A 21,866-nucleotide genomic window follows, 5' to 3' on the forward strand; every position below is an offset into this window, starting at 1 on the left:
ACTAGAACCTTGGGCTCAGCTCTTGCTGGCCTTTTCCTTCACTGCCGAAACGGTCTCGTCAGGGCGATGCTCGACAGTGCGCTTGTCATCGGCGGTTTCGTCGTCGGCCATGCCCTTCTTGAAGCTCTTGATGCCCTTGGCCATGTCGCCCATCAGCTCGGGAATCTTGCCGCGGCCGAACACCAGCAGCACGATCACCAGCACGATCATCCAGTGCCAAATCGAAAATGAACCCATTGTAACTCTCTCTCGAATGTTTTCCCTGGCGATGATCTATGCGTTTTCGCGTTGGGATTCAAACACAACCGCGACAAAGTTTATGAAGGCGCGGCTTATGTCACGCATTTTCGGCAAAGCTGCCCGCTACCAATCGGCGCATCTACAGCAGCAATGCAGCTTTTTGACAGCGGCTTGCGGTCAATCTTCCGTGACGCGCGGCGTCAACAGGCCGAGTTCCTCGAGGTCGATGTCGGTCAAAGCATCCTCGTCCTCGGTCAGCGCATCCGGATCGGCAGGCGGCAGCGGGATGGCGAAATTCGACGGCATGCGGCCGGAAAGCAGCCCTGCGCCCTTCAGTTCGTCCATGCCGGGAAGATCGCGGATCTCCTCGAGCGCAAAATGGTCGAGGAAAGTGTCCGTCGTGCCGTAGGTGACCGGGCGGCCCGGCGTGCGGCGGCGGCCGCGCATGCGCACCCATTCCGTCTCGAGCAGCGTATCGAGCGTGCCCTTCGAGGTCTCGACGCCTCTGATGTCCTCGATCTCCGCGCGCGTCACCGGCTGGTGGTAGGCGATGATTGCCAGCACTTCGAGCGCCGCGCGAGAAAGCTTGCGCTGCTGGACCGTATCGCGGCTCATCAGGAAGGCGAGATCGCCGGCAGTGCGGAACGCCCAGGCGTCGCCGACCCGCACCAGATTGACGCCGCGCCTGGCATAGATCTGCTGCAACTCGGCCATGGCAGTGGCAATGTTGATGCCGTCGGGCAGCCTGGCTGCGAGCTGCTTTTCGCTGACCGGCTCGGCGCTGGCGAACACGATCGCCTCGGCCATGCGCACGGCTTCCGCCATATGCAGCCGCTCGCCAGGATTCATGGGCGCGTTCTGGGGCGAGTTCTGGGTCTCAGTCGGGTCCTGGGCGATAATGCCCTCCTCCGTCTCTTCTTCGACCTTGAACGGAATGACCGAAGCGTTGGCGCGTTCGCTCATGATGCCACCTCGACTGCCTTGATTGGCTGCGCGCGGCCGCGCAGATAGAGCGGCGCGAACACCTGGTCCTGCCGCATCTCGATGCTGCCTTCGCGCACCATCTCAAGCGACGCCGCAAACGAGCTGGCAATCGCGGTGCGCCGCTCTTCCGGGCTGGTCAGATAATCGATCAGGAAGCCGTCCAGCGCCGTCCAGTCGCGCAGCGAGCCGATCAGCCGGGCCAGGATGTCGCGCGCGTCCTTGAGCGACCACACGCCCCGCCGTGCGATCGTCACATTGGTGATCGCATGTTTCTGGCGCTGCTGGGCGTACGCGGTAAGCAGATCGTAGAGCGAGGCCGAATAGGCGTTGCGCTTCTCGACGATAACCATTTCCGGCATGCCGCGCGCGAACACGTCGCGGCCGAGCCGGTTGCGGTTGACCAGCCTTGCCGAGGCGTCGCGCATGGCTTCCAGCCGCTTCAGCCGAAACTGCAGCACCGCCGCCAGTTCCTCGCCGCTTTCGCCTTCCTCACCGGGCTGCTTGGGGATCAAAAGCTTCGATTTGAGGAAGGCCAGCCACGCCGCCATCACCAGATAGTCGGCGGCAAGCTCAAGCCTCAGCGCCCTCGCCGTCTCGACAAAGGTCAGATATTGCTCGACCAGCGCCAGGATCGAAATGCGCGCCAGGTCGACCTTTTGTGTGCGGGCAAGGTGCAGCAGAAGGTCAAGCGGACCTTCGAAGCCGGCGACGTCGACAACCAGCGACGGATCACCCGTGACGCGTGAATCGTCGTTCTCGGCCCACAGACGGTCCATCGGTGCGGCCTTCGTAGCCTTGCTGTCCAATGTTTCCGCCACTTGCCCCTTTGTCTCCTGTTTAGGCCACCGCGTCGAAATAGGTGGCAAACTCGGCGCGTATTTCGCTTTCGTCGGCCCGGTCGTGGTCCTGTATATAGGTCAGCGCCCGCTTGGCGCGTTCCAGCGACGTGCCTTCAAGTCCTGTGGTTCGCGATGCGATGCCCGCCATCTCCTCGAAAACGCCGTTGCAGTGAAGGACCAGATCGCAGCCCGCCGCAAGGATCAAGGCCGCCTTTGTCGGGAAATCCCCAGAAAGTGCCTTCATCGAGGTGTCGTCGCTCATCAACAGCCCGTCGAAGCCGATCTCGCGGCGGATGATCTCGTCGATAACCTTGCCCGACGTGGTCGCCGGGTTGTTCGGATCGATGGCGCTGTAGACGACATGCGCCGTCATCGCCATCGGCAGATGGCTAAGCTCCCGGAACGGGGCGAAATCATGCCGCTGCAGGTCGCTCAGCGGGGCGTTGACCACAGGCAGTTCGAAATGCGTGTCGGCAAAGGCGCGCCCATGGCCCGGAATGTGCTTCATGACGGGCAGCACGCCGCCCGACATCAGCCCTTCCGCCGCCGCGCGGCCAAGCTCGATAACCGGGCGCGGCTCCTTGCCGTAGGCGCGCGCGCCGATGACGTCGCTGGCGCCCTCGATCGGCACGTCCAGCACCGGCAGGCAATCGGCCGATATGCCGTAGCGCAAAAGGTCGAAGGCGTGCAGCCGCGCCATCAGCCAGGCGGCGCGGGTGCCGGCATCATGGTCCTTGCGCCACAATGCGCCGAGAGCGCCGCCGGCCGGATAGTTCGGCGCCAGCGGCGGCCGCAGGCGTTGTACCCGGCCACCCTCCTGGTCAATGAACACCAGCGCATCGGGGCGCCCGATACAGTCGCGCATCTCGGCGACCAGGTCGCGGATCTGCTCGGTCTCGCCGATGTTGCGCGCAAACAGGATGAAGCCCCACGGGCATTCATTGCGATAGAAACGGATTTCGTCGCGGGTGAGCGATTTCCCGGCACAGCCAAGGATCATGGATTTTGATTCGGTCATCCCGTGAGTTTAGGGCTTCGCGCCGTCAAAGGGAATCACCCCGGACGGCAACCGTCTGAACCCCTCGCCCATCCGCATGAAAAAGCCGGCGCGACCCCTTGGGAACGCGCCGGCTTTGATGATTGGTCAGGTCTTAGCGCGACACGAAGCAGTTGCCGCCGGCAGCCTTATAGCTGGTGCACAGATTGATCGCATCGTTGCGCGACTGCGCCGGGACGCGGACACGGTAGAAAGTGCCCTTGCCGGCGATCTCCGCCTTGACGATGTTGGCGGTACGACCGGCGAGCACGCTGCCATAGCGGCGCTGCAGGTCTGCATAGTTGGCCTGGGCGCTTTCGACCGTCGGCTGCGAAGCAATCTGCATCGACCACGAACCGCCTGATGTCGCAGCCGTCGCCGGAATGGAGGCAACCTGGTCGGGCTTGACCTCGCCGACCACATCGACCGGCTGGTCGGACGGGCGCTGCGGCGCCACGGCAACCGTCTCCGGCGTATTGGCGGACTGCGCCTCAGCCTTCGGTGCAGCCGCCGGCTTCACTGGCTTAACCGGTTTGGCGGGTTCGGCACTCGCCTGGTCGCTGCTTGCCTGATCGGCGGTAGGCGCCACGGTGCCGGTCGGCTCGGCATCGGCTGAGGGGGCGACGTGCTGTGGCGCCGGGTCAAGCGGCTCGGCAGCCGCAATCTGCGGCGCGGCAGGCGCCGGATCCTCGCGTGCCACCAGCGAGCCGTCAGGCTTGACCACCATGGTCCGCACCTTGCGCGGGGCAACGGCGACCGTATCGGGGTTCTTGTCGGCTTCCTGCAGCACCTGCGCGATGCGGTCCTCGGACTTGGGTGCCGGTGCCACAGCTGCGTCAGGATTGCCGGCGGCGTCGGGATTGCCGGCAGCGTCGGTGCCCGGGGCAGCATCGGTATCATCTGGCGACAGGTCGACGACGCGGCTTTCCGGCTCCTTCGCCTTCACATCAACCGGCTCTTCGGTGTTGGTGACCAGCTTTTCCTGCACCGGCTCGGCCGGCTTGGTGCCCTTGGCCACCGCGTCATAGACCTTGTTGTCCTGGTTCGGCACCACGGCGCCGCCTGGATTTTCCGGCTTGACCTTGATCGGGGTGTTGTCGGCCTTGACGATGACGGGAGCGTCGCTGCCACCCTTGCCGCCAAAGGACAGGGCAAAAGCGCCAAGGCCGCCTGCAATCGCCACCGCAGCAACGACGCCCGCGATCAGCAGGCCGCTCCTGCGCGGCCGTGCGGTTTCCTGCTCGGACAGGCCCGGCACCGCCATCGCCTCGTCCAGATCCGGATCGTAGTCGAGTTCGTCGACCGCGAAATCGTCAGCCTGCGAAACCGGCCGGCTGCCCGGCAGATCGTTCATGTCGAAGCCACCGGCGGCACCACCGGCATAGGACGGTTGCGCTGCGGCCACAGGCGCTTCTGCCGGCCGCGCCGCATAGGCACGCTGGTCGAGCTCGTGGCCAGAACTGAAGCCCGAGCCGTAGGAATCGTCGTCATAAGCGGCGCTGCGCGTGGCCGCAGGCGGCGGCGCCACTTCCAGCGCGTTCATGTCAGTGAGCAGACCGGCGAATTCGGCGTCGATATCGTCATAGGCGGCCGGCTCGTCTTCCTGGAAGCTGAGCTCGGGAATATCGAGGTCGTCGGTGATCGCCACGACACGCTCCGGCACATCGACCGTCTCGACATCCGGCATCTCGTCATAAGCCGGAGGCGGCGCTTGGCGCGTTGGTGCCGGCGCAACATGGGCGGCTGCGACCGGCTGGTCGCGATAGGTTGGCGCTGCCGCCGGCGGCATCGAAGGCTTTTCTGCAAAAGAAGCTTGCGGCTGTGCTGCAAAAGAAGGTTGCGCTGCAAAAGAAGGTTGCGCGGGGGTCGGGGTCACGCGGCTCCACGAACGCGCCGGCTCCGGCGGCGTCGAGCGCCAATCATCAGCGGAGCGTTCGGACGTGCCGTCATCGCCGAGATCGATGCCCTTGGCCAAGGCCGCATCGAAGGCGTGATGATCGAACTCGATCTCGGGCTCATGACCCTCGAGTTCACCCGCAAGCAGATCGTCGAAATCGGTATCGTTCTGGGCCGCGGCGGCTTGAGGAGCCTGCGCAGGCGCGTGTTCGTCCAGGTTCCAATCGAGATTGTCGGCAGGAGCCGCCGGCGCCGCAGCGGACCGCTGCACCGGCACGACAGGCTCATAGACCCTTGTGGGCTCGATGACTGGCGCCGGCCGTGGCGTGGTCATCGCGCCAAGCAGCGCGTTGAGTTCGTCTTCCAAAGTCCGTTCGTCCGCAACCGGCGCTGCCGGGGTCGCCACGACGGTGGGCGCCACATAGGCGGGTTCGACCGGGGCTGGCTGTACCGGAGCGGCGGCGATTTCGGGAACCGGCTCGTGGTCGGCAACCGCATCGTCGATGCTCAGGTCGAAATCGTCGAATGCTTCGTGCGCGGTCTCATGGGGAGCCTCCGCAGTGGGAGCCTCCGCAGTCCAGGCCGGCATCTCATCGGCTTCCGGCGCATCGATCTCAACCGGCGCGCTGGCCTCCATATCGCTGACATCCAGATCGCGCTCTTCCGGATACTCGGCTTCAACAGGCTGAGTTTCGAAAGCCTGAGGCTCGACATCCTGGGCTGCAAAATCCATGTCGACATCGGCCATCGCGTCGTCGAAATGACCGCCAAAGTATTCGTCGGCAACAGCGTGGTCGCCGGCATCGACGACCGGCGACTCGGTTGCCGGAGCGGCATACTGGTCCTGCGCCGGCACATTTCTGTCCAGCGTCAACTCGTCTTCCAGCGACATCGAGACGGCATTGTCGAAATCATCGTCGAACGCGACATCGTCAACAGGCGCAGCAGCAACCTCGGCGACATCTACGCCATGGGCGACGTCATCGGTCACATCGTCATCGAGCAGCAACCGCTGCTCAAGCGAAGCGGCAAGCTCGTCGCCCATCGGCAGATCATCTTCGAGCGGCGACACGTTCTCCAGCGAACTGGCGACGGCAGTGTCGAAATCATCATCGAATGCCGGTTCGTCGAATGCGGGCTGGGCAAACGAAGGTTCGACCGCAGAAGCCGCAGCCTGCGGGGGAGTACCAAAATGATGATCGGCGGCATCTTCGAAGACGAAATCATGGTCCAGAGAGGCGGCAAGCGCGTCGTCCATCGCAGCGTCGGCAACTTCGAAAGCCGGCTCGCGAATCTCTGCGGCAGGTTGGCTAACCTCCATGGACGCGACGTCGTCGCCGAATTCGCCCATCAACTCCTTCTCGAGGTCGATGTCGAAATCACCCTCGTCCGCAGCCTTCTCGACGGCTGGCGCCTGTGGCTTGACCGGCTGGCGCGGATCGAAACCCATGATCCTGGTCAGTTCCGCGAACGGATCATCCTCGGCGAGGTCGTTGTTGTCGGCTACTCTCAGCTGGGTTCTGTCTGCCATTATTGTTCCCGAACTCGCACTCATTCGGACGCCATGGACGTCGCGTAGGGTTGGCCCTTACCAGCGCAATGTGGGCAAATGGTGACAGGTGTTTTAGTTAAACCTAACGCATTTCGGTGGGCGCATCAGCCCCAATCAGCGTCAGGCCGGAGGTCAAAACATCCGAAACAGCCTGCACCAGCCCTAGTCTGGCATGCGTCAATTGTCGGTCGTTAACCTTAACAAAACGTAAGTCTGGATTCTCGGTGCCCCGGTTCCAGTGTCCATGAAAGCTGGAGGCCAGGTCGTAAAGGTAGAATGCCAGCCTGTGCGGCTCCAGCGCAAGGGCCGCGGATTCGATCAGCCGGGGATATTCAGCCAGCTTCCGGATCAGCCCGATCTCGCCCTCGTCGGTGAGCGACGCCGAGGCGGCCGCCAGGCTGTTGCGGTCGAAATTGGCCTCGCCCAGCTGCTCGCTCGCCTGCCGGAACACCGAATGGCAGCGCGCCGAGGCATACTGCACGTAAAACACCGGATTGTCCTTCGACTGCTCGGTCACCTTGGCGAAGTCGAAGTCGAGCGGCGCGTCGCTCTTGCGGTAGAGCATCATGAAGCGGATCGCATCGCGGCCGACCTCCTCCACCACTTCGCGCAGCGTCACGAAGTCGCCAGACCGCTTCGACATCCGGACCGGTTCACCGTCGCGAAACAGCTTCACCAGATTGCACAGCAGCACGGTCAGCTGCAGCTTCAGATCATCACCGGCAATCGCCCGCGCCAGTGCTTCCAGCCGCTTGACGTAGCCGCCATGGTCGGCGCCCAGCACATAGATCAGGTCGACAAAGCCACGATCGACCTTGTCCTTGAGATAGGCGACGTCGGCGGCGAAATAGGTGAACGAGCCGTCCGACTTGACCAGCGCCCGGTCCATGTCATCGCCGACCGCGGTCGAGCGAAATAGCGTCTGCTCGCGATCTTCCCAATCGTCCGGCTTCTCGCCCTTGGGCGGCGGCAGTTTGCCCTTGTAGATATGACCTTTCAGCGTCAGATCGTTGATCGCCGAGCGGATCTTCTTGGCATTGTCTGCATGTAGCGTGCGCTCCGAGAAGAACACGTCGTGATGCACGTTGAGCAGCGCCAGATCCGAGCGGATCATCGCCATCATGGCGTCGATCGTGCGGTCCTTGACGATGGCCAGCGCCTCGTCATCCGGCATTTGCAGCAGCTTGCGACCGAACTCCGCGACCAGCGCCTGCCCGACCGGCACCAGGTAATCGCCGGGGTAGAGGCCGGCTGGTATCTCGCCAATGTCGTCGCCCAGCGCTTCGCGGTAGCGCAGGAAGGCCGAGCGCCCGAGCACGTCGATCTGCGAGCCGGCGTCGTTGATGATGTATTCCTTGGTGACGTCGTAGCCGGCGAAGGCCATCAGATTGGCCAGTGTGTCGCCGACCACCGCACCCCGGCAATGGCCGACATGCATCGGCCCGGTCGGGTTGGCCGAGACATATTCGACATTGGTCTTGCGGCCACCACCGATGGTCGAGCGGCCATAGTTGCGGCCCTGGCCGAGCAGCGCGGTCAGATGCGTCTGCCAGAAGGCGTCCTTGAGCCTGAGATTGACGAAGCCGGGGCCGGCGACGTCGGCTGCGGCGACATCGGCGTCCGTGCGCAGCACTTCCACCAGCCGTTCGGCCAGCGCGCGCGGGTTCTGCCCCGTCGGCTTGGCCAGCACCATCGCCGCATTGGTGGCGAGATCACCATGGCTGGCGTCGCGCGGCGGCTCGACGGCGATGCGTGACAGGTCGGGCGTAACGCCATTACTGTCTTTCAAATCAAGCGCTTCGACAGCTTTTGTGATTCGCGCGCTGAAATCGGCGAAGATGTTCATGGGTCTGACTCTGGCGGACTGTGCAGGGTGACCGGCTCGTTGGCCGGCAAATCGCGCCCGCCCTAGCTTAAATCGGGCGTATGGTCAAACAGACGGCGGTGTTCCTTCAAGGCATAGGTGTCCGTCATTCCCGCCAGGAAATCGGCGACGCTGCGCGCCTTGATGCGATCCTCGGCTCGGTCGAGCCCTTCGCGCCAGCCATCCGGCATGGCGCGCGGATCGGCGAAATAGACATCGAACAGGTCGCGCACAATCTGCTCGGCATCGCCACGCACGCGCATGACCTCGTCATGTCGGTAGAGGTGCTTGTAGAGAAAGGTCTTCAATTCCTTCTCGGTCGCTGCCATTTGCGCCGAAAACGTCACCATCGTCTCGCCCGCCGACTGCACCGCCTCGGCGCTGTCAGGTTTTATACGCGCCAGGTTTGCGGTGGTCGAAACGATGACATCCTCGACCATCATCGTGATCTGCCGGCGCATCAGCTCATGGCCGGTGCGGACATCGTCAAGGCCCGGGTAACGCGCGCGCACGCCTGCCAGGATCGATCCCGGCAGCGTAACCGTCTCCAGCATGTCCAGCGTCAGGAAGCCGGAACGCAGGCCGTCATCGATGTCGTGGGTGTTGTAAGCGATGTCGTCGGCGATCGCCGCGCATTGCGCCTCGATGCCGGCGAAACGGTCGAGTTCGAGGTCGTGCAGTTCGGAATAGTCGCGGATCGCTTGCGGAACCGGGCCTTTGAGGCCTTTTCCCTTAGCATCGGTCAGCGGGCCATTGTGCTTAACCAGACCTTCCAGCGTTTCCCAGGTCAGATTCAGCCCGTCGAACTCGGCATAGCGCCGTTCCAGCCGCGTCACCACGCGCAGCGACTGCGCATTGTGGTCGAAGCCGCCCCATTGGGACATCCGCCCGTTCAGCGCGTCCTCGCCGGTATGGCCGAACGGCGTATGGCCGAAATCGTGGACCAGGGCGACCGCCTCGGCCAGATCCTCATCGCCGCGCAATGCCCGCGCCAGAGCCCGCGCAATCTGCGCCACCTCGATGGAATGGGTCAGCCTTGTGCGATAATGATCGCCTTCATGCGCGACGAACACCTGCGTCTTGTGCTTCAGCCGGCGGAACGCCGTCGAATGGATGATACGGTCGCGGTCGCGCTGGAACGGCGTGCGCGTCGGGCTCTCGACCTCGTCATAGAGCCGCCCGCGAGACTTGGCCGGATCGCTGGCATAGGCCGCGCGCGGCCGATAGCCGAACCCAATGTCGCCAAGCTCATTTGTCATGGCTGATGCCGCCGCAGTTGACTTGCCCCTTCCCGCTTCATACCTATCATGTGAAACCGAAAGCAAGGTGACGCCCATGGGCGCTGATGCCAAGACTGCCATGAAAGTCGAGATGACCGACTCCGCCGCCAGGCGGATCGCGAAAATCGTCTCTGGCGAAGCCGGCAAGACGGCGCTGCGCGTTTCCGTCGAGGGTGGCGGCTGCTCCGGCTTTTCCTACAAGTTCGACCTGGTCGACACGCGCAATGACGACGACGTCGCCATCGAGAAGGACGGCGCGACGGTGCTGATCGACGATTTGTCGCTGGTCTATATGGGCGGCTCGGTCATCGACTTCGTCGACGATCTGATGGGTCAGTCGTTCCAGATCCGCAACCCGAATGCAGTAGCCTCCTGCGGCTGCGGCACCAGTTTCTCCATCTAAGCAGATGTCTGCCATCGGCGCGGTCCGTCAGGTCGCGCTGTCGGCCGGGCGCGATCTCGACGTCACATTGGCGTTCTGGCGCGACGTACTCGGCCTGGGCGTGCACGCCCGCTACGATCCGCCCGGCATGGCCTTCATCATGGCCGGTGATATCAGGCTGCTGTTCACCGACGGCGTGCCGGCCGGCACCGTCTATCTCGACATAACAGGCCTCGAAGCCTTCCACGCCGAGGCGAAAGCATCCGGCGTTCCCTTCACCGCACCGCCCGTACTCGTTCACAACGATACCGAAGGTACGTTCGGTCCAGCGGGGGAAAGCGAGTGGATGGCCTTTCTAAAGGACCCGGCTGGCAATACGATCGGGCTTGTCGAACGTCTCCCGCCTGAACATCCCTGAGGCCGCCCATGAAAATCGTCACCTGGAACATCAACGGCGTTCGCGCCCGCATCGGCAACCTCACCCATTGGTTGACCGAGAGCCAGCCCGATATCGTCTGCCTGCAGGAGATCAAGACGGTCGACGAGCAGTTCCCGCGCGCCGAGATCGAGGCGCTCGGCTACAACGTCGAAACGCATGGCCAGAAAGGCTTCAACGGCGTCGCCCTGCTGTCGAAGCTTCCCTTTGGCGAGGTTATCAGGGGCCTGCCCGGCGACGACACGGATGAACAGGCGCGCTTCATCGAAGGCGTGTTCTCGACCGACCAGGGCGCGCTGCGCGTCGCCTCGCTCTATCTGCCCAACGGCAATCCGATCGATGACGAGAAGAAGTTCCCCTACAAGCTGTCCTGGATGGAGCGGCTGCATCGCTGGGCCGAGCAGCGCCTGCTCCTGGAAGAGGCGCTGGTGCTGGCCGGCGACTACAATGTCATTCCCGAGCCGATCGATGCGCGCTTCCCCGAGAACTGGCTGGGCGACGCGCTGTTCCAGCCGCAGACCCGGCAGGCCTTCCGCCGACTGAAGAACCTCGGCTTCACCGAAGCGGTGCGCGCCGTCACCGACGCTGCCGACGTCTACACCTTCTGGGATTATCAGGCCGGCGCCTGGCAGAAGAACAACGGCATCCGCATCGACCATCTGCTGTTGTCGCCCGAAGCCGCCAACCGCTTTTCCTCGGCCTCGATCGAAAAGCATGTGCGCGCCTGGGAAAAACCTTCCGACCATGTGCCGGTGGCGATCGATCTGGCGCTGCAGCCGGCCTGACAACGCCCGAGAACCCTGATATCGCCACAATCGCGACGTTGATTGAAAGTCAGCATGGCGGCTGGGGTTCCATGATCATACGATTCCTTCTTTGTCCGATCGGCCTGGCTTTTGCCTTGGGCGCACCTGCGACGGCCTTCGCCGACCAGCAGTGCCTGGCCAATGGCAAGTCGTACCAGGTCGGCCAGGTCGCTTGCCTGACGGTTTCCGACCAGAGCCACATGGCCCGCTGCGACCTGGTGCTCAACAACACCTCATGGACGAAGATCGGCGACACCTGCCCTGACAACACGATGAAGCCTCATCTGCACGTAACGCCGATCTCGATGCCGGCGCCCAGCATGGTGCCGACCGAGCCGATCGAGAACTGATTTTCCGATTGTTTTGAGGCCGGCAACCTTACTGGTCGCCGCCGCCCTTGGTCAGGATGTCGTCGGCCAGGGAAATGGCTGTGCGGCGGTCGGCTTCGCCGGCGGCGGCGAACGCCTCTTCCTGCATGCCGCGGATCCATGGCTGGTCGGCCGGCGAGGCGCGTTCGAGCGCGGCCGTCATCATCGCCAGCCCGCGCACGATCTTGCCGCTCTGGAACAGAAGATTGCCGAGCGTCGCCTGGGCGCCGGCATGGCCCTTTTCAGCAGCGAGCTGGAACCAGCGGCCAGCTTGCTTGACGCTGGCCTTCACGCCGCCCTCGCCCTTCAGGAACATCTGGCCCATCTCGAACTGGGCGTTCGGATTGCGGTAATTGGCGGCCGCGCGCATGTAATATTCCTGCGCGGCGACCTCGTTTTCCTCGACCGGACTGCCGGGAATGCCTGTCCTGAGATAGTCGCCCAACGCCACCAGCGCGTCGGAGACGTAGCTTTCCTCCGGCGATCCCGGCTCGACGTCCTGGTCGACGATCTCGGAGAAGAATTTGAAGGCTGCATAGTCGTCGCGCGTCACGCCGTCGCCTTCGGCATACATGCGCGCGAGCTTCCAGGTGGCGCCGATCTGGCCGTTCTCGGCGGCGTATTTATAGGCCTCGACCGCTTGTTCCTTGTGGCCGCTCTTGTAGGCGGAGAAGCCGAACTGGAACACGGCCCACGGGCTCGACTGCGGCTTCACGCCGGTCTTGTCGTCGAACACCTTGTCGTCGAAGGCCATGGCCTGACCCACGGCGCCAAAGATCGCGACAGCGACCAGTGCCGGAAGGACAGACGACCTCAACAACTCAGATATCCGCATAGCAATGTGTTTCTTTGGCACCGCCCGGATGGGTGACCGCGCCGTCGCGGGCAGGCCCTACCGTCTGTGCGTATTTCCAGATCGCGCCCGATTGATAGTCGGTCGTGCGCGCCTTCCAAGTCTTTGCCCTCGTTGCCAGTTCAGCCTCGGACAGATCGACCTCGATCGTGCCTTTGGTCGCATCGATCGAGATCACATCGCCGTCTTTCAAGAGCCCGATCGGACCGCCAACAGCAGCTTCGGGGCCGACATGGCCGATGCAGAAACCGCGCGTCGCGCCCGAAAAACGGCCGTCGGTGATGAGGGCCACCTTGCCGCCCATGCCCTGGCCGTAGAGCGCCGCCGTCGTCGACAGCATCTCGCGCATGCCCGGGCCGCCGCGCGGTCCCTCATAGCGGATGACGAGAACCTCGCCTTCCCGGTAGTTGCGGTGCGTGACCGCCTCGAAACATTCCTCTTCCGAATCGAAACAGCGTGCCGGGCCTGAGAATTTCAGCTCCGTCATGCCCGCGACCTTCACGATCGCGCCTTCGGGGGCAAGGTTGCCCTTCAAGCCCACGACACCGCCGGTTTGGGTGATTGGTCGGTTGGCGGGACGGACCACATCCTGGCTATCATTCCAGACAACGTGCTCCATGTTTTCGGCCAAAGTACGGCCAGTCACGGTCAGGCAGTCGCCATGCAAATAGCCGTGGTCGAGCAAGGTCTTCATCAACAGCGGAATGCCGCCGGCCTCGAACATGTCCTTGGCGACATATTTGCCGCCCGGCTTGAGGTCGGCGATGTAGGGCGTCTTCTCGAAAATCGCCGCGACGTCGAACAGGTCGAACTTGATGCCTGCCTCATGCGCGATCGCCGGCAGGTGCAAAGCCGCATTGGTCGAGCCGCCGGTGGCCGAGACCACGGTCGCCGCATTCTCCAGCGCCTTTAGCGTGACGATGTCGCGCGGCCGGATGTTCTTGGCGATCAGCTCCATGATCTTTTCGCCGGAGGCGAAATTGAAGCGGTCGCGCATCTCGTAAGGGGCCGGCGCGCCACAGGAATAGGGCAGCGCCAGACCGATCGCCTCGGCGACGGTGGCCATGGTGTTGGCGGTGAACTGTGCACCGCAGGAGCCGGCCGACGGACAGGCGACCTGCTCTATTTCCAGCAGTTCAGCGTCGCTGATCGTGCCGACCGAATGCTGGCCGACCGCCTCGAACACATCCTGCACGGTGATCTGCCGGCCGCGATAGCTGCCAGGCAGGATCGAGCCGCCATAGATGAAGATCGACGGCACATTGAGCCGCACCATGCCCATCATCATGCCGGGCAGCGACTTGTCGCAGCCGGCAAGCCCGACCAACGCATCATAGCAATGGCCACGCATGGTGAGTTCGACAGAATCAGCAATGACGTCGCGTGACACCAGCGACGACTTCATGCCTTGGTGGCCCATGGCGATGCCGTCGGTGACGGTGATGGTGCAGAATTCGCGCGGCGTGCCGTTGGCGGCGGCGACGCCCTTCTTGACCACTTGCGCCTGGCGCATCAGCGAGATGTTGCAGGGTGCCGCTTCGTTCCAACAGGAGGCGACACCGACCAGCGGCTGCGCGATCTCGGCCGCCGACAAGCCCATGGCATAGAGATACGAACGGTGCGGCGCACGCGCCGGACCGACGGTCACATGGCGGCTAGGCAGCTTAGCCTTGGAAATGACTCTGGCGTCCATACTCTTCCTTGCCGCGGGCGGTGCGGCCTGCCTCATCGCCGAGCCTTCTGGCGCGTGTCCCGAGACAAATTTGAGGTGCGCCGGGTTTATGGCGGGAAATGGGCAATTTGGTCGGGCGGAACTGTAGCGCGGGGGTTGTTCAGAAACTGTTGCCAAAACGTCACAATCGCGGGAGGCGACACATGTGCGACGTATCTGCAACGCCAGCCCTCGCCAGCACGGCTCGAAACTGTGCCCGCATACGAAAAAGGCCGGGCAGTGCCCGGCCTTTTTCTATTCAATTTTAAAGGCTTACCATTTCACCTTCAACGAGGTGGAGATAGCCGAGACAAGATCGTTGCCGAAGTCGGCGGTATAATCCGTCCCGTAGGTAACGCCATCGTCGCCTACGACTGGATGGATCGAGCCGCTGGTGAGTACACCCAACGCGCCGCCAAGACGAACCTCGATGTTCTGGGTCGGGGTGTAGGACACGCCACCGCTGACTGTCCAGGTATCGGTCTGGGCGCTGAGGCCAGTGGTGGTTCCACGATCCCATGTCAGACCGGCGGCGCCGCTCCATTGGTCATTGAACTTGTGGCCAATACCGCCCGACACCGTCCAGCCATCGCGATAGAGCAGATCAAGTGAAGTAACCCGGGTCGGGCCGGTCGTGGTGCATGCACCGGGGGCGGCGGTCGGGCAGAATGGTACGCTCTGCAATACGCTCCAATTGACCCATTTAATGGATCCAAACGCGAGCCAACCAGGAGCAATACCTGACTGGAGCTTGAGTTCCAAAGACTCAGGCACTTCCGAAGAACCGCTTACGTCGGTTATGTGACCCAGAATTGGATTGGTGGGATCGAGGAATCCGGGAACCTGGGTCAGATCAAGCGTCCCCGAGAGGTTGTCGAGCTTGACGGCTGAATTGTAGACCAGGCTGGCGCGCAGCGCGATATCAGGAATTTCATAGGCGGCACCGACGCGCCATCCATAACCGTCGCCCTTGAGATCAAGGCGCCCAATGCCCGTACCAAGAAAGGCAGGAATAGGGGCGACCAACTGTTCCTTGAAACCCGAGACGTCCTCGTGGAACACGCCGCCGATGAAACGAAATTGTCCTTTGCCGAGGTCCATTTTGTACGAGCAGGTTCCGCCCACGGCTTCGCTCTTGATCTTGGTTACGATATTGCCGTTCGCACCGGCCCAATCGGCGCCGGGATTGCTGTATGCACCGATCGGCTGGCCGTAGTCGATAAGGCAATCGACAGGCCCCAATCCGGCCTTGATGCCTACGCTCGGCACCCAATAGCTTTCGGTATCGCGAGCGCTGTTGGAGAAGCCGATCAGGTTAAGGGGGCCGTCAGCCGGATTCGTGTCCACCACATTCTTGAGGTCGCGTTGCGGCATCACATAGGTGCCGGTAAACTCGGCCGTGACCGGCGCCGGATCGAACAGCAGGTCGATGTCGTAGCCGCCGCGCTCCAGGCCGCCGGCATGCACTGAACCGATCAGACCCAGCGAAAAACACCCCGCCCCCAGCAGTGTTTTCAAACGCAAATTGCTCATGGATGTCCTCCCCGAAATACTAGTGCGTCAAGCTAGAACCAATTCAGGTTAACGGTGCAACAATGAATTCAGATAGCGTACACGTACACTCTTGCGGACCGCATTTCGAACACAGTGGCGACCTTGGCCAGCAGGTCCGAAAATGACCATTTGGGAGCACACTAGGAACAAAATCAGAAAAAAACGCTTAAAACGGCACGAAATCCGGCTATTTTGCCGGCATTCCGCCCGATTGTTACATTATGGCAACAATGGGGCTGAAACTTTCCGTTTACGTCAATATTAACGTTACGGAATGCCTGTTTTTTGGGCAAAAGAGCCGTCGCGAAGCGCTTGTCGGCGCCTCTTGAATCCGGTGCTCAACCGGCGTCGCGCACCCTGGTCAACGCCACCGAAAGCTTCTCCTGCTGATCGCGGTATTCGTCGAGTTTTTCGCGCTCGGCCGCGACGATCTCTTCCGGCGCGCTGGCGACGAATCGTTCGTTCGACAGCTTCTTGTGCAGCCGCGCGATTTCTTCGGTCACCTTGGCCAGTTCCTTCTGCAGACGCGCCGCCTCGGCGGAGAGATCGATCAGGCTGCCGAGCGGCAGGCAGATCGTCGCCTCGTTGAGCACGATCTGGGCCGAGCCCTTGGGCGCTGCGTCCTGCAGCGAGATGTCGCCGACCCGCGCCAGCCGCTTGATGGCGAAAGCATGGCGTTCCAGCCTCTGGTGGGTCTCGGCGCTGGCGCCGACCACCACCAGCGGCGCGATCGCGGCCGGCGGCACGTTCATCTCCGAGCGCACAGAACGAATGCCGGAGACCAGATCGACCAGCCAGTTGATGTCGGCGGCCGCATCAGCGTCCTCGAAGTCCGGCGACGGCCAGGCGGCGTGGCAAAGCAGCGAGTCGCGCGTCATGCCCTCACCTGCAGTCTGCGCCCACAATTCCTCGGTCATGAACGGCATCATCGGATGAAGCAGCTTGTAGATCTCGTCGAGCACGAAGGCGACGCAGGCGCGGCTTTCCGCCTTGGCCGCCTCGTCGGTGCCCATGAACACCGGCTTCAACAGTTCCAGATACCAGTCGCAGAACAGGTTCCAGACGAAACGGTAGGCAGCGCCGGCCGCTTCGTTGAAGCGGTATGAGGTGATGCCCTCGGTGATCGCGTGCGACGCCCTGGTCAGCTCGGTCAGGATCCAGCGGTTGACCGGCAGCGTGGCGTCGTTCAGCCAGAAATCGTCATTGCGGGCGACCTCGTTCATCTCGGCAAAGCGCGTCGCGTTCCACAGCTTGGTACCGAAATTCCGGTAGCCGGCGATGCGCGCCGGATCGAGCTTCACGTCGCGCCCCTGCGCCGCCATCACCGTCAACGTGAAGCGCAGTGCGTCGGCGCCAAACTCGTCGATGAGGTCGAGCGGATCGATGACGTTGCCCTTCGACTTCGACATCTTCTGCCCGTTCTTGTCGCGCACCAGCGCATGCACATAGACGGTGTGGAACGGCTCCTCATGCATGAAATGCAGGCCCATCATCATCATCCGGGCAACCCAGAAGAAGATGATGTCGAAGCCGGTCACCAGCACGTCGGTCTGGTAATAGGTCTTCAGCTCCGGCGTGTGATCCGGCCAGCCCAGCGTCGAGAACGGCCACAGCGCCGAGGAGAACCAGGTGTCGAGAACATCCTCGTCGCGGGTCAGGATTTCGCCCGGCTTGAAATTCTCGAGCTTGTCCTCGACCCAGGCCTTCCACGGCCCTTCCAGTGCCAGATAATACTCGATGGCAGCGGCCAGCGCCTCTTCCTCGGTCTTCTCGACGAAGACGCGCCCGTCAGGCCCGTACCAGGCCGGGATCTGGTGRCCCCACCACAGCTGGCGTGAAATGCACCAGGGCTGGATGTTCTCCATCCAGTCGAAATAGGTCTTTTCCCAATTCTTCGGCACGAAGTTGGTGCGGCCCTCGCGCACCGAGGCGATCGCCGGCTTGGCCAGCTCCGCAGCATTGGCATACCACTGCTCGGTCAGGAACGGCTCGATCGGCACGCCGCCGCGATCGCCATGCGGCACGGCGTGGCGATGCGGCTCGATCTTGTCGAGAAAGCCGCCGGCCTCCATCAGCTCGACGATCTTCTTGCGCGCGACGAAACGGTCGAGACCGTCGAGTTCGTCCCAGATGGCCTGACGCTCGGGCGTGATCTCAAGGCCAGCGAGGAAGTCCTCGTTGTCCTTGAGTTTGATGGCTGCCTCGATGGTCAGGATGTTGATTGCCGGCAGCTTGTGGCGCTTGCCGACCTCGAAATCGTTGAAGTCGTGCGCCGGCGTGATCTTGACCGCGCCGGAGCCTTTTTCCGGATCGGAATACTCGTCCGCCACAACAGGGATCTTTCGGCCGACGATCGGCAAGACGACATTCTTGCCGACCAGATGCCGGTAGCGCTCGTCGTCCGGGTGCACGGCGACTGCCGTATCGCCCAGCATAGTCTCGGGCCGTGTCGTCGCCACGGTGATGAATGTCGCCGGATTTTCCGGATCGAAAATCTCGCCCTCGATCGGATAGCGGAAGTGCCAGAGATTGCCGTTGACCTCCTGCGGCTCGACCTCAAGGTCGGAGATCGCGGTCAACAGCTTGGGGTCCCAGTTCACAAGGCGCTTGTCCTTGTAGATCAGCCCTTGCTTGTAGAGGGTGACGAAAACTTCGAGCACGGCCTTGGACAGGCCTTCATCCATGGTGAAGCGTTCGCGCGACCAGTCGGCCGAGGCGCCAAGCCGCTTCAGCTGGTTGAAGATGGCGCCGCCGGATTCGGCCTTCCACTCCCAGACCTTTTCGATGAACTGTTCGCGGGTGAGATCGCGGCGATGGATCTGCTTTTCCATCAGCTGGCGTTCGACCACCATCTGCGTGGCGATGCCGGCATGGTCCATGCCGGGCTGCCACAGCACGTTCTTGCCGCGCATGCGCTCGAAGCGCACCAGGATATCCTGCAGCGTGTTGTTGAGCGCGTGACCCATATGCAGCGAGCCGGTGACGTTGGGCGGCGGAATGACGATGGTGAAGGCTTCGGCCCCTTCCTCGGCGCCGGCGCCGGCGCGAAATGCGTCCGCCTCCTCCCATATTTTGGCGATCTTGGGCTCGACGGTTTTGGCGTCGTAGGTCTTTTCAAGCATGGGAAAATGGTCCGCGCTGTCGGGATTTTTGCTGGTTCGGTGTAAATCGGAAGGTCTTGGCCAAGTCAACCGCAAGGGCGGTCAACGGTACCAGCCATTAGATAGGGCGGCATGGATCGAGGCAACAGGCCCGGGCGCGGCCCTGGCCTTGGCCGCAAGCCACAACAAACCCGCCATACCTTGCTCTCGCTGCTGTAGGGCGCATCGGCTTTTGGCCGGAGGGGCATTCCCCGCCTACGCCATGCCAACACTCGAGCACCACAGAAAACAGGCCAAGCTCTACCTACCCGCAACGAAAAAGCGCCGCCCAAGGGCAGCGCTTTAATCCGGAATGGGCTGTAACTCTTACTGCGCGCCGCGCGCGACGCGCTCGATTTCCTCGCGCACCAAGCGCTCGACCAGCGTCGGCAGATTGTTGTCCAGCCAGTCCTGCAGCATCGGCCGCAGCATCTCCTCGGCCATCTCGTCGAAGGTCTTCTTGCTGCGGCTGGCAAAGGCGTCGGAGAGCTCGCCGAAGGCTGCGGCGACTTGCCGTCCCGTATGTTCCGAAACGATCGCCGGACGGACCGGCATTGCATCGGCCTGGCGCGCCTGCTCGCTGCGCGAAGGGCCAGGCTCGAAAGTCGGCTCGGCCGCCAGATCGTCCTCGAAAGCCTCGATCTCCACGGATACAGCCTGCTGTCTCCCCGTCTCTTGCTGCTTAGTCTCCTGCGGCCTGATCTCTTGCGGCCTGACTTCCTGCGGCTTGGCCACATCGGCTGGCTTTGTCTGACTGCCCACGGCGGCAATTTCGCGCCGCCAATCGGTGACGATCGAATCGCTGGTTTCCGCCTTTGCCCGGGCCGGCGCTTCCACCTTGGCCGCCGGCGCAGACTCGCCGGCGATTCTGGCGCTGACTTCCGCCAGGGTCATCGGCGCATGCGCGGGAGGCGCAGCGGTTGTAGCGGCTGGATTTGCCGGTGCCGGAGTGCTCGGCTTCACTGGCGCCGGTTCGGAGCGCGGCTCCAGCCGCGTCACGACAGGCTCGGCCAGTTGGGCCTGCACATCGGCCAGCGTCACCGGCTTCTTGCTTTCGGCCGCGCTGTGCAACTCGCTGCGGAAGGCCTCGACATCGGAGGCCGGTCCGGCGGCCGGCGCAAGATCCTGGCGCAACTCGTCGGCGTCACCCGGCTGCTTGCGGCCGGTGTCGCTGTCTTCGATGATCCTCCTGATGGAAGCCAGTATTTCTTCCATGGATGGTTCGCGCTGTGCGCTGCTTGCCGTCGCCATCGTCACATCCGCCGCCCTTGTGACCCGTTTTGCAGATTCCTGTCCGGTAAAGCCGGGCACGAATCATGGCGACAGCGTAGCCGACGGATCGCCATCCGAGAATCCCCAATCTCGGGAGATGCGGGATTTCAACAATTTAGACATGGCTCAGAGCCGAAGACCTTTCTTTCGGAAAAGATCATGTCGCTACAAAAGGATAGCGCCGCGCATCCCTAAGATGCGCGGCGCTCCAATGCTTCAATCCTGGCGGGATTTGAACCGTCTGGATGCGATCAGCGGCCGTCCGGCGTGCGCAGGCCGATCCATTTGTCCTTGACGGCTCTGTAGTGCTCTTCAGGCTTGTACTTCGTCACCTGCAGAGCAAGCCGCTCGACCGACAGGCGGCCCATGGCCGAAAGGATGGCATAGCTCGCCACCACCACATCGCGCTCGGAGCTGGCGAGGTCGATCTTGGCCGAAATGACGGCGTTCTGGGCGTTCAACACGTCGAGCGTGGTGCGCTGGCCGACATTGCGCTCCTCGATGACGCCGTTGAGCGCCAGTTGCGCGGCGGCGATCACCTGCCGGTTGGCGTCAACGCTTTCCTGCGCAGAGGTATATTGCGTCCATGCCGACGTCACCGCCTGGCGGACCTGGTCGCGGCTAACATCGACCTCGATGCGAGCCTGGCTAAGCGATTCCTTCGACTGGCGGACCAGGGCCGAGGTGCGGCCGCCCGAGTAGATCGGAATCGTTAGCGACGCGCCGATGCTGGCGGCATTTGACGTGGCATCGCTGGTGGCGCTGGGAACCGTGTTGCTGTAGGCGCGGGAAACGCCGGCGCTGGCGGTGAGCTGCGGCAACAATGCTCCTTCCTGCGACTTCACCGCAAAACCCGCCGCATCGACAAGATGCTCGGTGGCGAGAATGGCCGGGTGTTCGGTCGCCGCGATACCGATCGCCGCATCGAGGCTCCTCGGCAACAGCTTCGCCAGCGGCGAGGCCGCCTTGAGCTTGCCCGGCTCGTCGCCGACGATCTGGCGATAGGTCGCCGCACTGGCGAGCGCCTGCGCGCGGGCAGCGCTCAACTGCGCCACCGCGGCCGAGCGCGAGGCATCGGCCTGTGCCACGTCGGTGCGCGTGCCTTCGCCGACCTCGAAACGCGAACGCGCCGCGCGCGCCTGCTCGGTCAGGAATTGCAAATTCTGTTCCGTCAGAACCGCCACCTGGCGATCATGGATCACATCCATGTAGGCGCTTGCCGCGTTGAACAGGGTGTTCTCTTCGGTGTTGCGCAAACTCTCAACCGAGGCCCTGACCTGCGCTTCGGCCGCCGCGACATTGTTTTTGGTCTGAAACCCGTCGAAAAGAGTCTGGTTGATCTGGATACCGAAACTGCCGGTGGTCAGGGCCAGGCTCCTGTTAGCACCGACAATGTGTCTGGACGTATAGTCAATGTCAGCCGAACCATTGATGGTCGGGCGCCAGCCCGACTTGGCGATAGCGACGCCCTCATCGGTAACGCGCACGCCCGCACGGGCGGAATTCAGCGACGAATTGTTCTGGTAGGCCTTTGAAAGCGCGCCGAGAATGGTTTCCGCCGAGGCGGCTATCGGCGAAAGCGCTGTCGCGGAAATGAGGACGGTAACAAACAAACTCTTGGCTAAGGACGGCACTTTAATCCCTCATTCGTTT

Annotated in this window: 17 protein-coding genes; 4 read left to right on the top strand and 13 right to left on the bottom strand. The window is 62.9% G+C overall.

Going from position 1 to position 21,866, the window contains the following annotated elements; translation table 11 throughout:
* Nucleotides 1-15: 15 nt before the first annotated feature.
* The 7 genes from AC1DYO_RS18040 to AC1DYO_RS18070 form a co-directional block, all read right to left on the bottom strand.
* Entirely contained in the window at nt 16-237 is a 222-nt protein-coding gene (locus AC1DYO_RS18040; protein WP_181056079.1) for a twin-arginine translocase TatA/TatE family subunit, read from the bottom strand.
* A 180-nt stretch (nt 238-417) separates the two neighbouring features.
* Nucleotides 418-1,203, bottom strand: a complete 786-nt coding sequence (gene scpB / locus AC1DYO_RS18045) for an SMC-Scp complex subunit ScpB (RefSeq protein ID WP_477265476.1) — start codon at nt 1,201-1,203, stop codon at nt 418-420.
* The gene (locus AC1DYO_RS18050; RefSeq protein WP_477265667.1) at nt 1,200-2,000 is read right to left on the bottom strand and encodes a segregation and condensation protein A; all 801 of its coding nucleotides are present in this window, start codon (nt 1,998-2,000) and stop codon (nt 1,200-1,202) included. The genes scpB and AC1DYO_RS18050 overlap by 4 nt, the downstream gene beginning before the upstream one ends.
* A gap of 61 nt (nt 2,001-2,061) precedes the next feature.
* The gene (gene nagZ, locus AC1DYO_RS18055; protein ID WP_477265478.1) at nt 2,062-3,081 is read right to left on the bottom strand and encodes a beta-N-acetylhexosaminidase; all 1,020 of its coding nucleotides are present in this window, start codon (nt 3,079-3,081) and stop codon (nt 2,062-2,064) included.
* 133 nt (nt 3,082-3,214) lie between these two features.
* Entirely contained in the window at nt 3,215-6,526 is a 3,312-nt protein-coding gene (locus tag AC1DYO_RS18060) for an SPOR domain-containing protein (RefSeq protein WP_477265480.1), read from the bottom strand.
* 103 nt (nt 6,527-6,629) lie between these two features.
* Nucleotides 6,630-8,393, bottom strand: coding sequence for an arginine--tRNA ligase (gene argS, locus AC1DYO_RS18065; protein ID WP_477265482.1), 1,764 nt, complete (start codon nt 8,391-8,393; stop codon nt 6,630-6,632).
* A gap of 62 nt (nt 8,394-8,455) precedes the next feature.
* Nucleotides 8,456-9,670, bottom strand: a complete 1,215-nt coding sequence (locus AC1DYO_RS18070) for a deoxyguanosinetriphosphate triphosphohydrolase (RefSeq protein ID WP_477265484.1) — start codon at nt 9,668-9,670, stop codon at nt 8,456-8,458.
* A gap of 76 nt (nt 9,671-9,746) precedes the next feature.
* On the opposite strand from AC1DYO_RS18070, the gene erpA reads away from it, so the two are divergent.
* From erpA to AC1DYO_RS18090, 4 genes are all read left to right on the top strand, one after another.
* On the top strand, nt 9,747-10,094 hold the full coding sequence (erpA, locus tag AC1DYO_RS18075; protein WP_142865088.1) for an iron-sulfur cluster insertion protein ErpA: 348 nt from the start codon (nt 9,747-9,749) through the stop codon (nt 10,092-10,094).
* Between the two features lie 4 nt (nt 10,095-10,098).
* On the top strand, nt 10,099-10,491 hold the full coding sequence (locus AC1DYO_RS18080) for a VOC family protein (RefSeq protein ID WP_477265486.1): 393 nt from the start codon (nt 10,099-10,101) through the stop codon (nt 10,489-10,491).
* Between the two features lie 8 nt (nt 10,492-10,499).
* Nucleotides 10,500-11,294 carry an exodeoxyribonuclease III gene (gene xth, locus AC1DYO_RS18085; RefSeq protein ID WP_477265488.1) on the top strand — a complete coding sequence of 265 codons (795 nt, stop codon included), beginning with the start codon at nt 10,500-10,502 and terminating at the stop codon, nt 11,292-11,294.
* A gap of 71 nt (nt 11,295-11,365) precedes the next feature.
* Nucleotides 11,366-11,665 (top strand): hypothetical protein, encoded by a 300-nt coding sequence (locus tag AC1DYO_RS18090; protein WP_477265490.1) that lies wholly within the window; start codon nt 11,366-11,368, stop codon nt 11,663-11,665.
* 28 nt (nt 11,666-11,693) lie between these two features.
* On the opposite strand, the gene AC1DYO_RS18095 is transcribed toward AC1DYO_RS18090, so the two are convergent.
* The 6 genes from AC1DYO_RS18095 to AC1DYO_RS18120 all read right to left on the bottom strand — a co-directional run bounded on the left by AC1DYO_RS18095 (nt 11,694) and on the right by AC1DYO_RS18120 (nt 21,847).
* Nucleotides 11,694-12,518: a tetratricopeptide repeat protein gene (locus AC1DYO_RS18095; RefSeq protein ID WP_112564806.1), complete on the bottom strand. Its 825-nt coding sequence runs from the start codon at nt 12,516-12,518 to the stop codon at nt 11,694-11,696.
* On the bottom strand, nt 12,505-14,229 hold the full coding sequence (ilvD, locus tag AC1DYO_RS18100; RefSeq protein ID WP_477265492.1) for a dihydroxy-acid dehydratase: 1,725 nt from the start codon (nt 14,227-14,229) through the stop codon (nt 12,505-12,507). Before ilvD ends, AC1DYO_RS18095 begins: the two co-directional genes overlap by 14 nt.
* Before the next feature lie 291 nt (nt 14,230-14,520).
* Nucleotides 14,521-15,780 (bottom strand): OmpP1/FadL family transporter, encoded by a 1,260-nt coding sequence (locus tag AC1DYO_RS18105; protein WP_477265494.1) that lies wholly within the window; start codon nt 15,778-15,780, stop codon nt 14,521-14,523.
* Between the two features lie 359 nt (nt 15,781-16,139).
* Nucleotides 16,140-18,923 (bottom strand): valine--tRNA ligase, encoded by a 2,784-nt coding sequence (locus tag AC1DYO_RS18110; protein WP_477265496.1) that lies wholly within the window; start codon nt 18,921-18,923, stop codon nt 16,140-16,142.
* Nucleotides 18,924-19,268: 345 nt separating this feature from the next.
* Entirely contained in the window at nt 19,269-20,192 is a 924-nt protein-coding gene (locus tag AC1DYO_RS18115; protein ID WP_477265498.1) for a PopZ family protein, read from the bottom strand.
* Nucleotides 20,193-20,464: 272 nt separating this feature from the next.
* Nucleotides 20,465-21,847, bottom strand: coding sequence for a TolC family outer membrane protein (locus AC1DYO_RS18120; protein WP_477265500.1), 1,383 nt, complete (start codon nt 21,845-21,847; stop codon nt 20,465-20,467).
* Nucleotides 21,848-21,866 lie beyond the last annotated feature (19 nt).

This window comes from Mesorhizobium sp. P2_F5 (assembly GCF_056403715.1).

Bases quoted from the DNA above. Each gene is read 5' to 3' on its own strand.
- AC1DYO_RS18040 (WP_181056079.1), bottom strand. From the start codon at position 237: ATGGGTTCATTTTCGATTTGGCACTGGATGATCGTGCTGGTGATCGTG.
- scpB (WP_477265476.1), bottom strand. From the start codon at position 1,203: ATGAGCGAACGCGCCAACGCTTCGGTCATTCCGTTCAAGGTCGAAGAA.
- AC1DYO_RS18050 (WP_477265667.1), bottom strand. From the start codon at position 2,000: ATGGACCGTCTGTGGGCCGAGAACGACGATTCACGCGTCACGGGTGAT.
- nagZ (WP_477265478.1), bottom strand. From the start codon at position 3,081: ATGACCGAATCAAAATCCATGATCCTTGGCTGTGCCGGGAAATCGCTC.
- AC1DYO_RS18060 (WP_477265480.1), bottom strand. From the start codon at position 6,526: ATGGCAGACAGAACCCAGCTGAGAGTAGCCGACAACAACGACCTCGCC.
- argS (WP_477265482.1), bottom strand. From the start codon at position 8,393: ATGAACATCTTCGCCGATTTCAGCGCGCGAATCACAAAAGCTGTCGAA.
- AC1DYO_RS18070 (WP_477265484.1), bottom strand. From the start codon at position 9,670: ATGACAAATGAGCTTGGCGACATTGGGTTCGGCTATCGGCCGCGCGCG.
- erpA (WP_142865088.1), top strand. From the start codon at position 9,747: ATGGGCGCTGATGCCAAGACTGCCATGAAAGTCGAGATGACCGACTCC.
- AC1DYO_RS18080 (WP_477265486.1), top strand. From the start codon at position 10,099: ATGTCTGCCATCGGCGCGGTCCGTCAGGTCGCGCTGTCGGCCGGGCGC.
- xth (WP_477265488.1), top strand. From the start codon at position 10,500: ATGAAAATCGTCACCTGGAACATCAACGGCGTTCGCGCCCGCATCGGC.
- AC1DYO_RS18090 (WP_477265490.1), top strand. From the start codon at position 11,366: ATGATCATACGATTCCTTCTTTGTCCGATCGGCCTGGCTTTTGCCTTG.
- AC1DYO_RS18095 (WP_112564806.1), bottom strand. From the start codon at position 12,518: ATGCGGATATCTGAGTTGTTGAGGTCGTCTGTCCTTCCGGCACTGGTC.
- ilvD (WP_477265492.1), bottom strand. From the start codon at position 14,229: ATGGACGCCAGAGTCATTTCCAAGGCTAAGCTGCCTAGCCGCCATGTG.
- AC1DYO_RS18105 (WP_477265494.1), bottom strand. From the start codon at position 15,780: ATGAGCAATTTGCGTTTGAAAACACTGCTGGGGGCGGGGTGTTTTTCG.
- AC1DYO_RS18115 (WP_477265498.1), bottom strand. From the start codon at position 20,192: ATGGCGACGGCAAGCAGCGCACAGCGCGAACCATCCATGGAAGAAATA.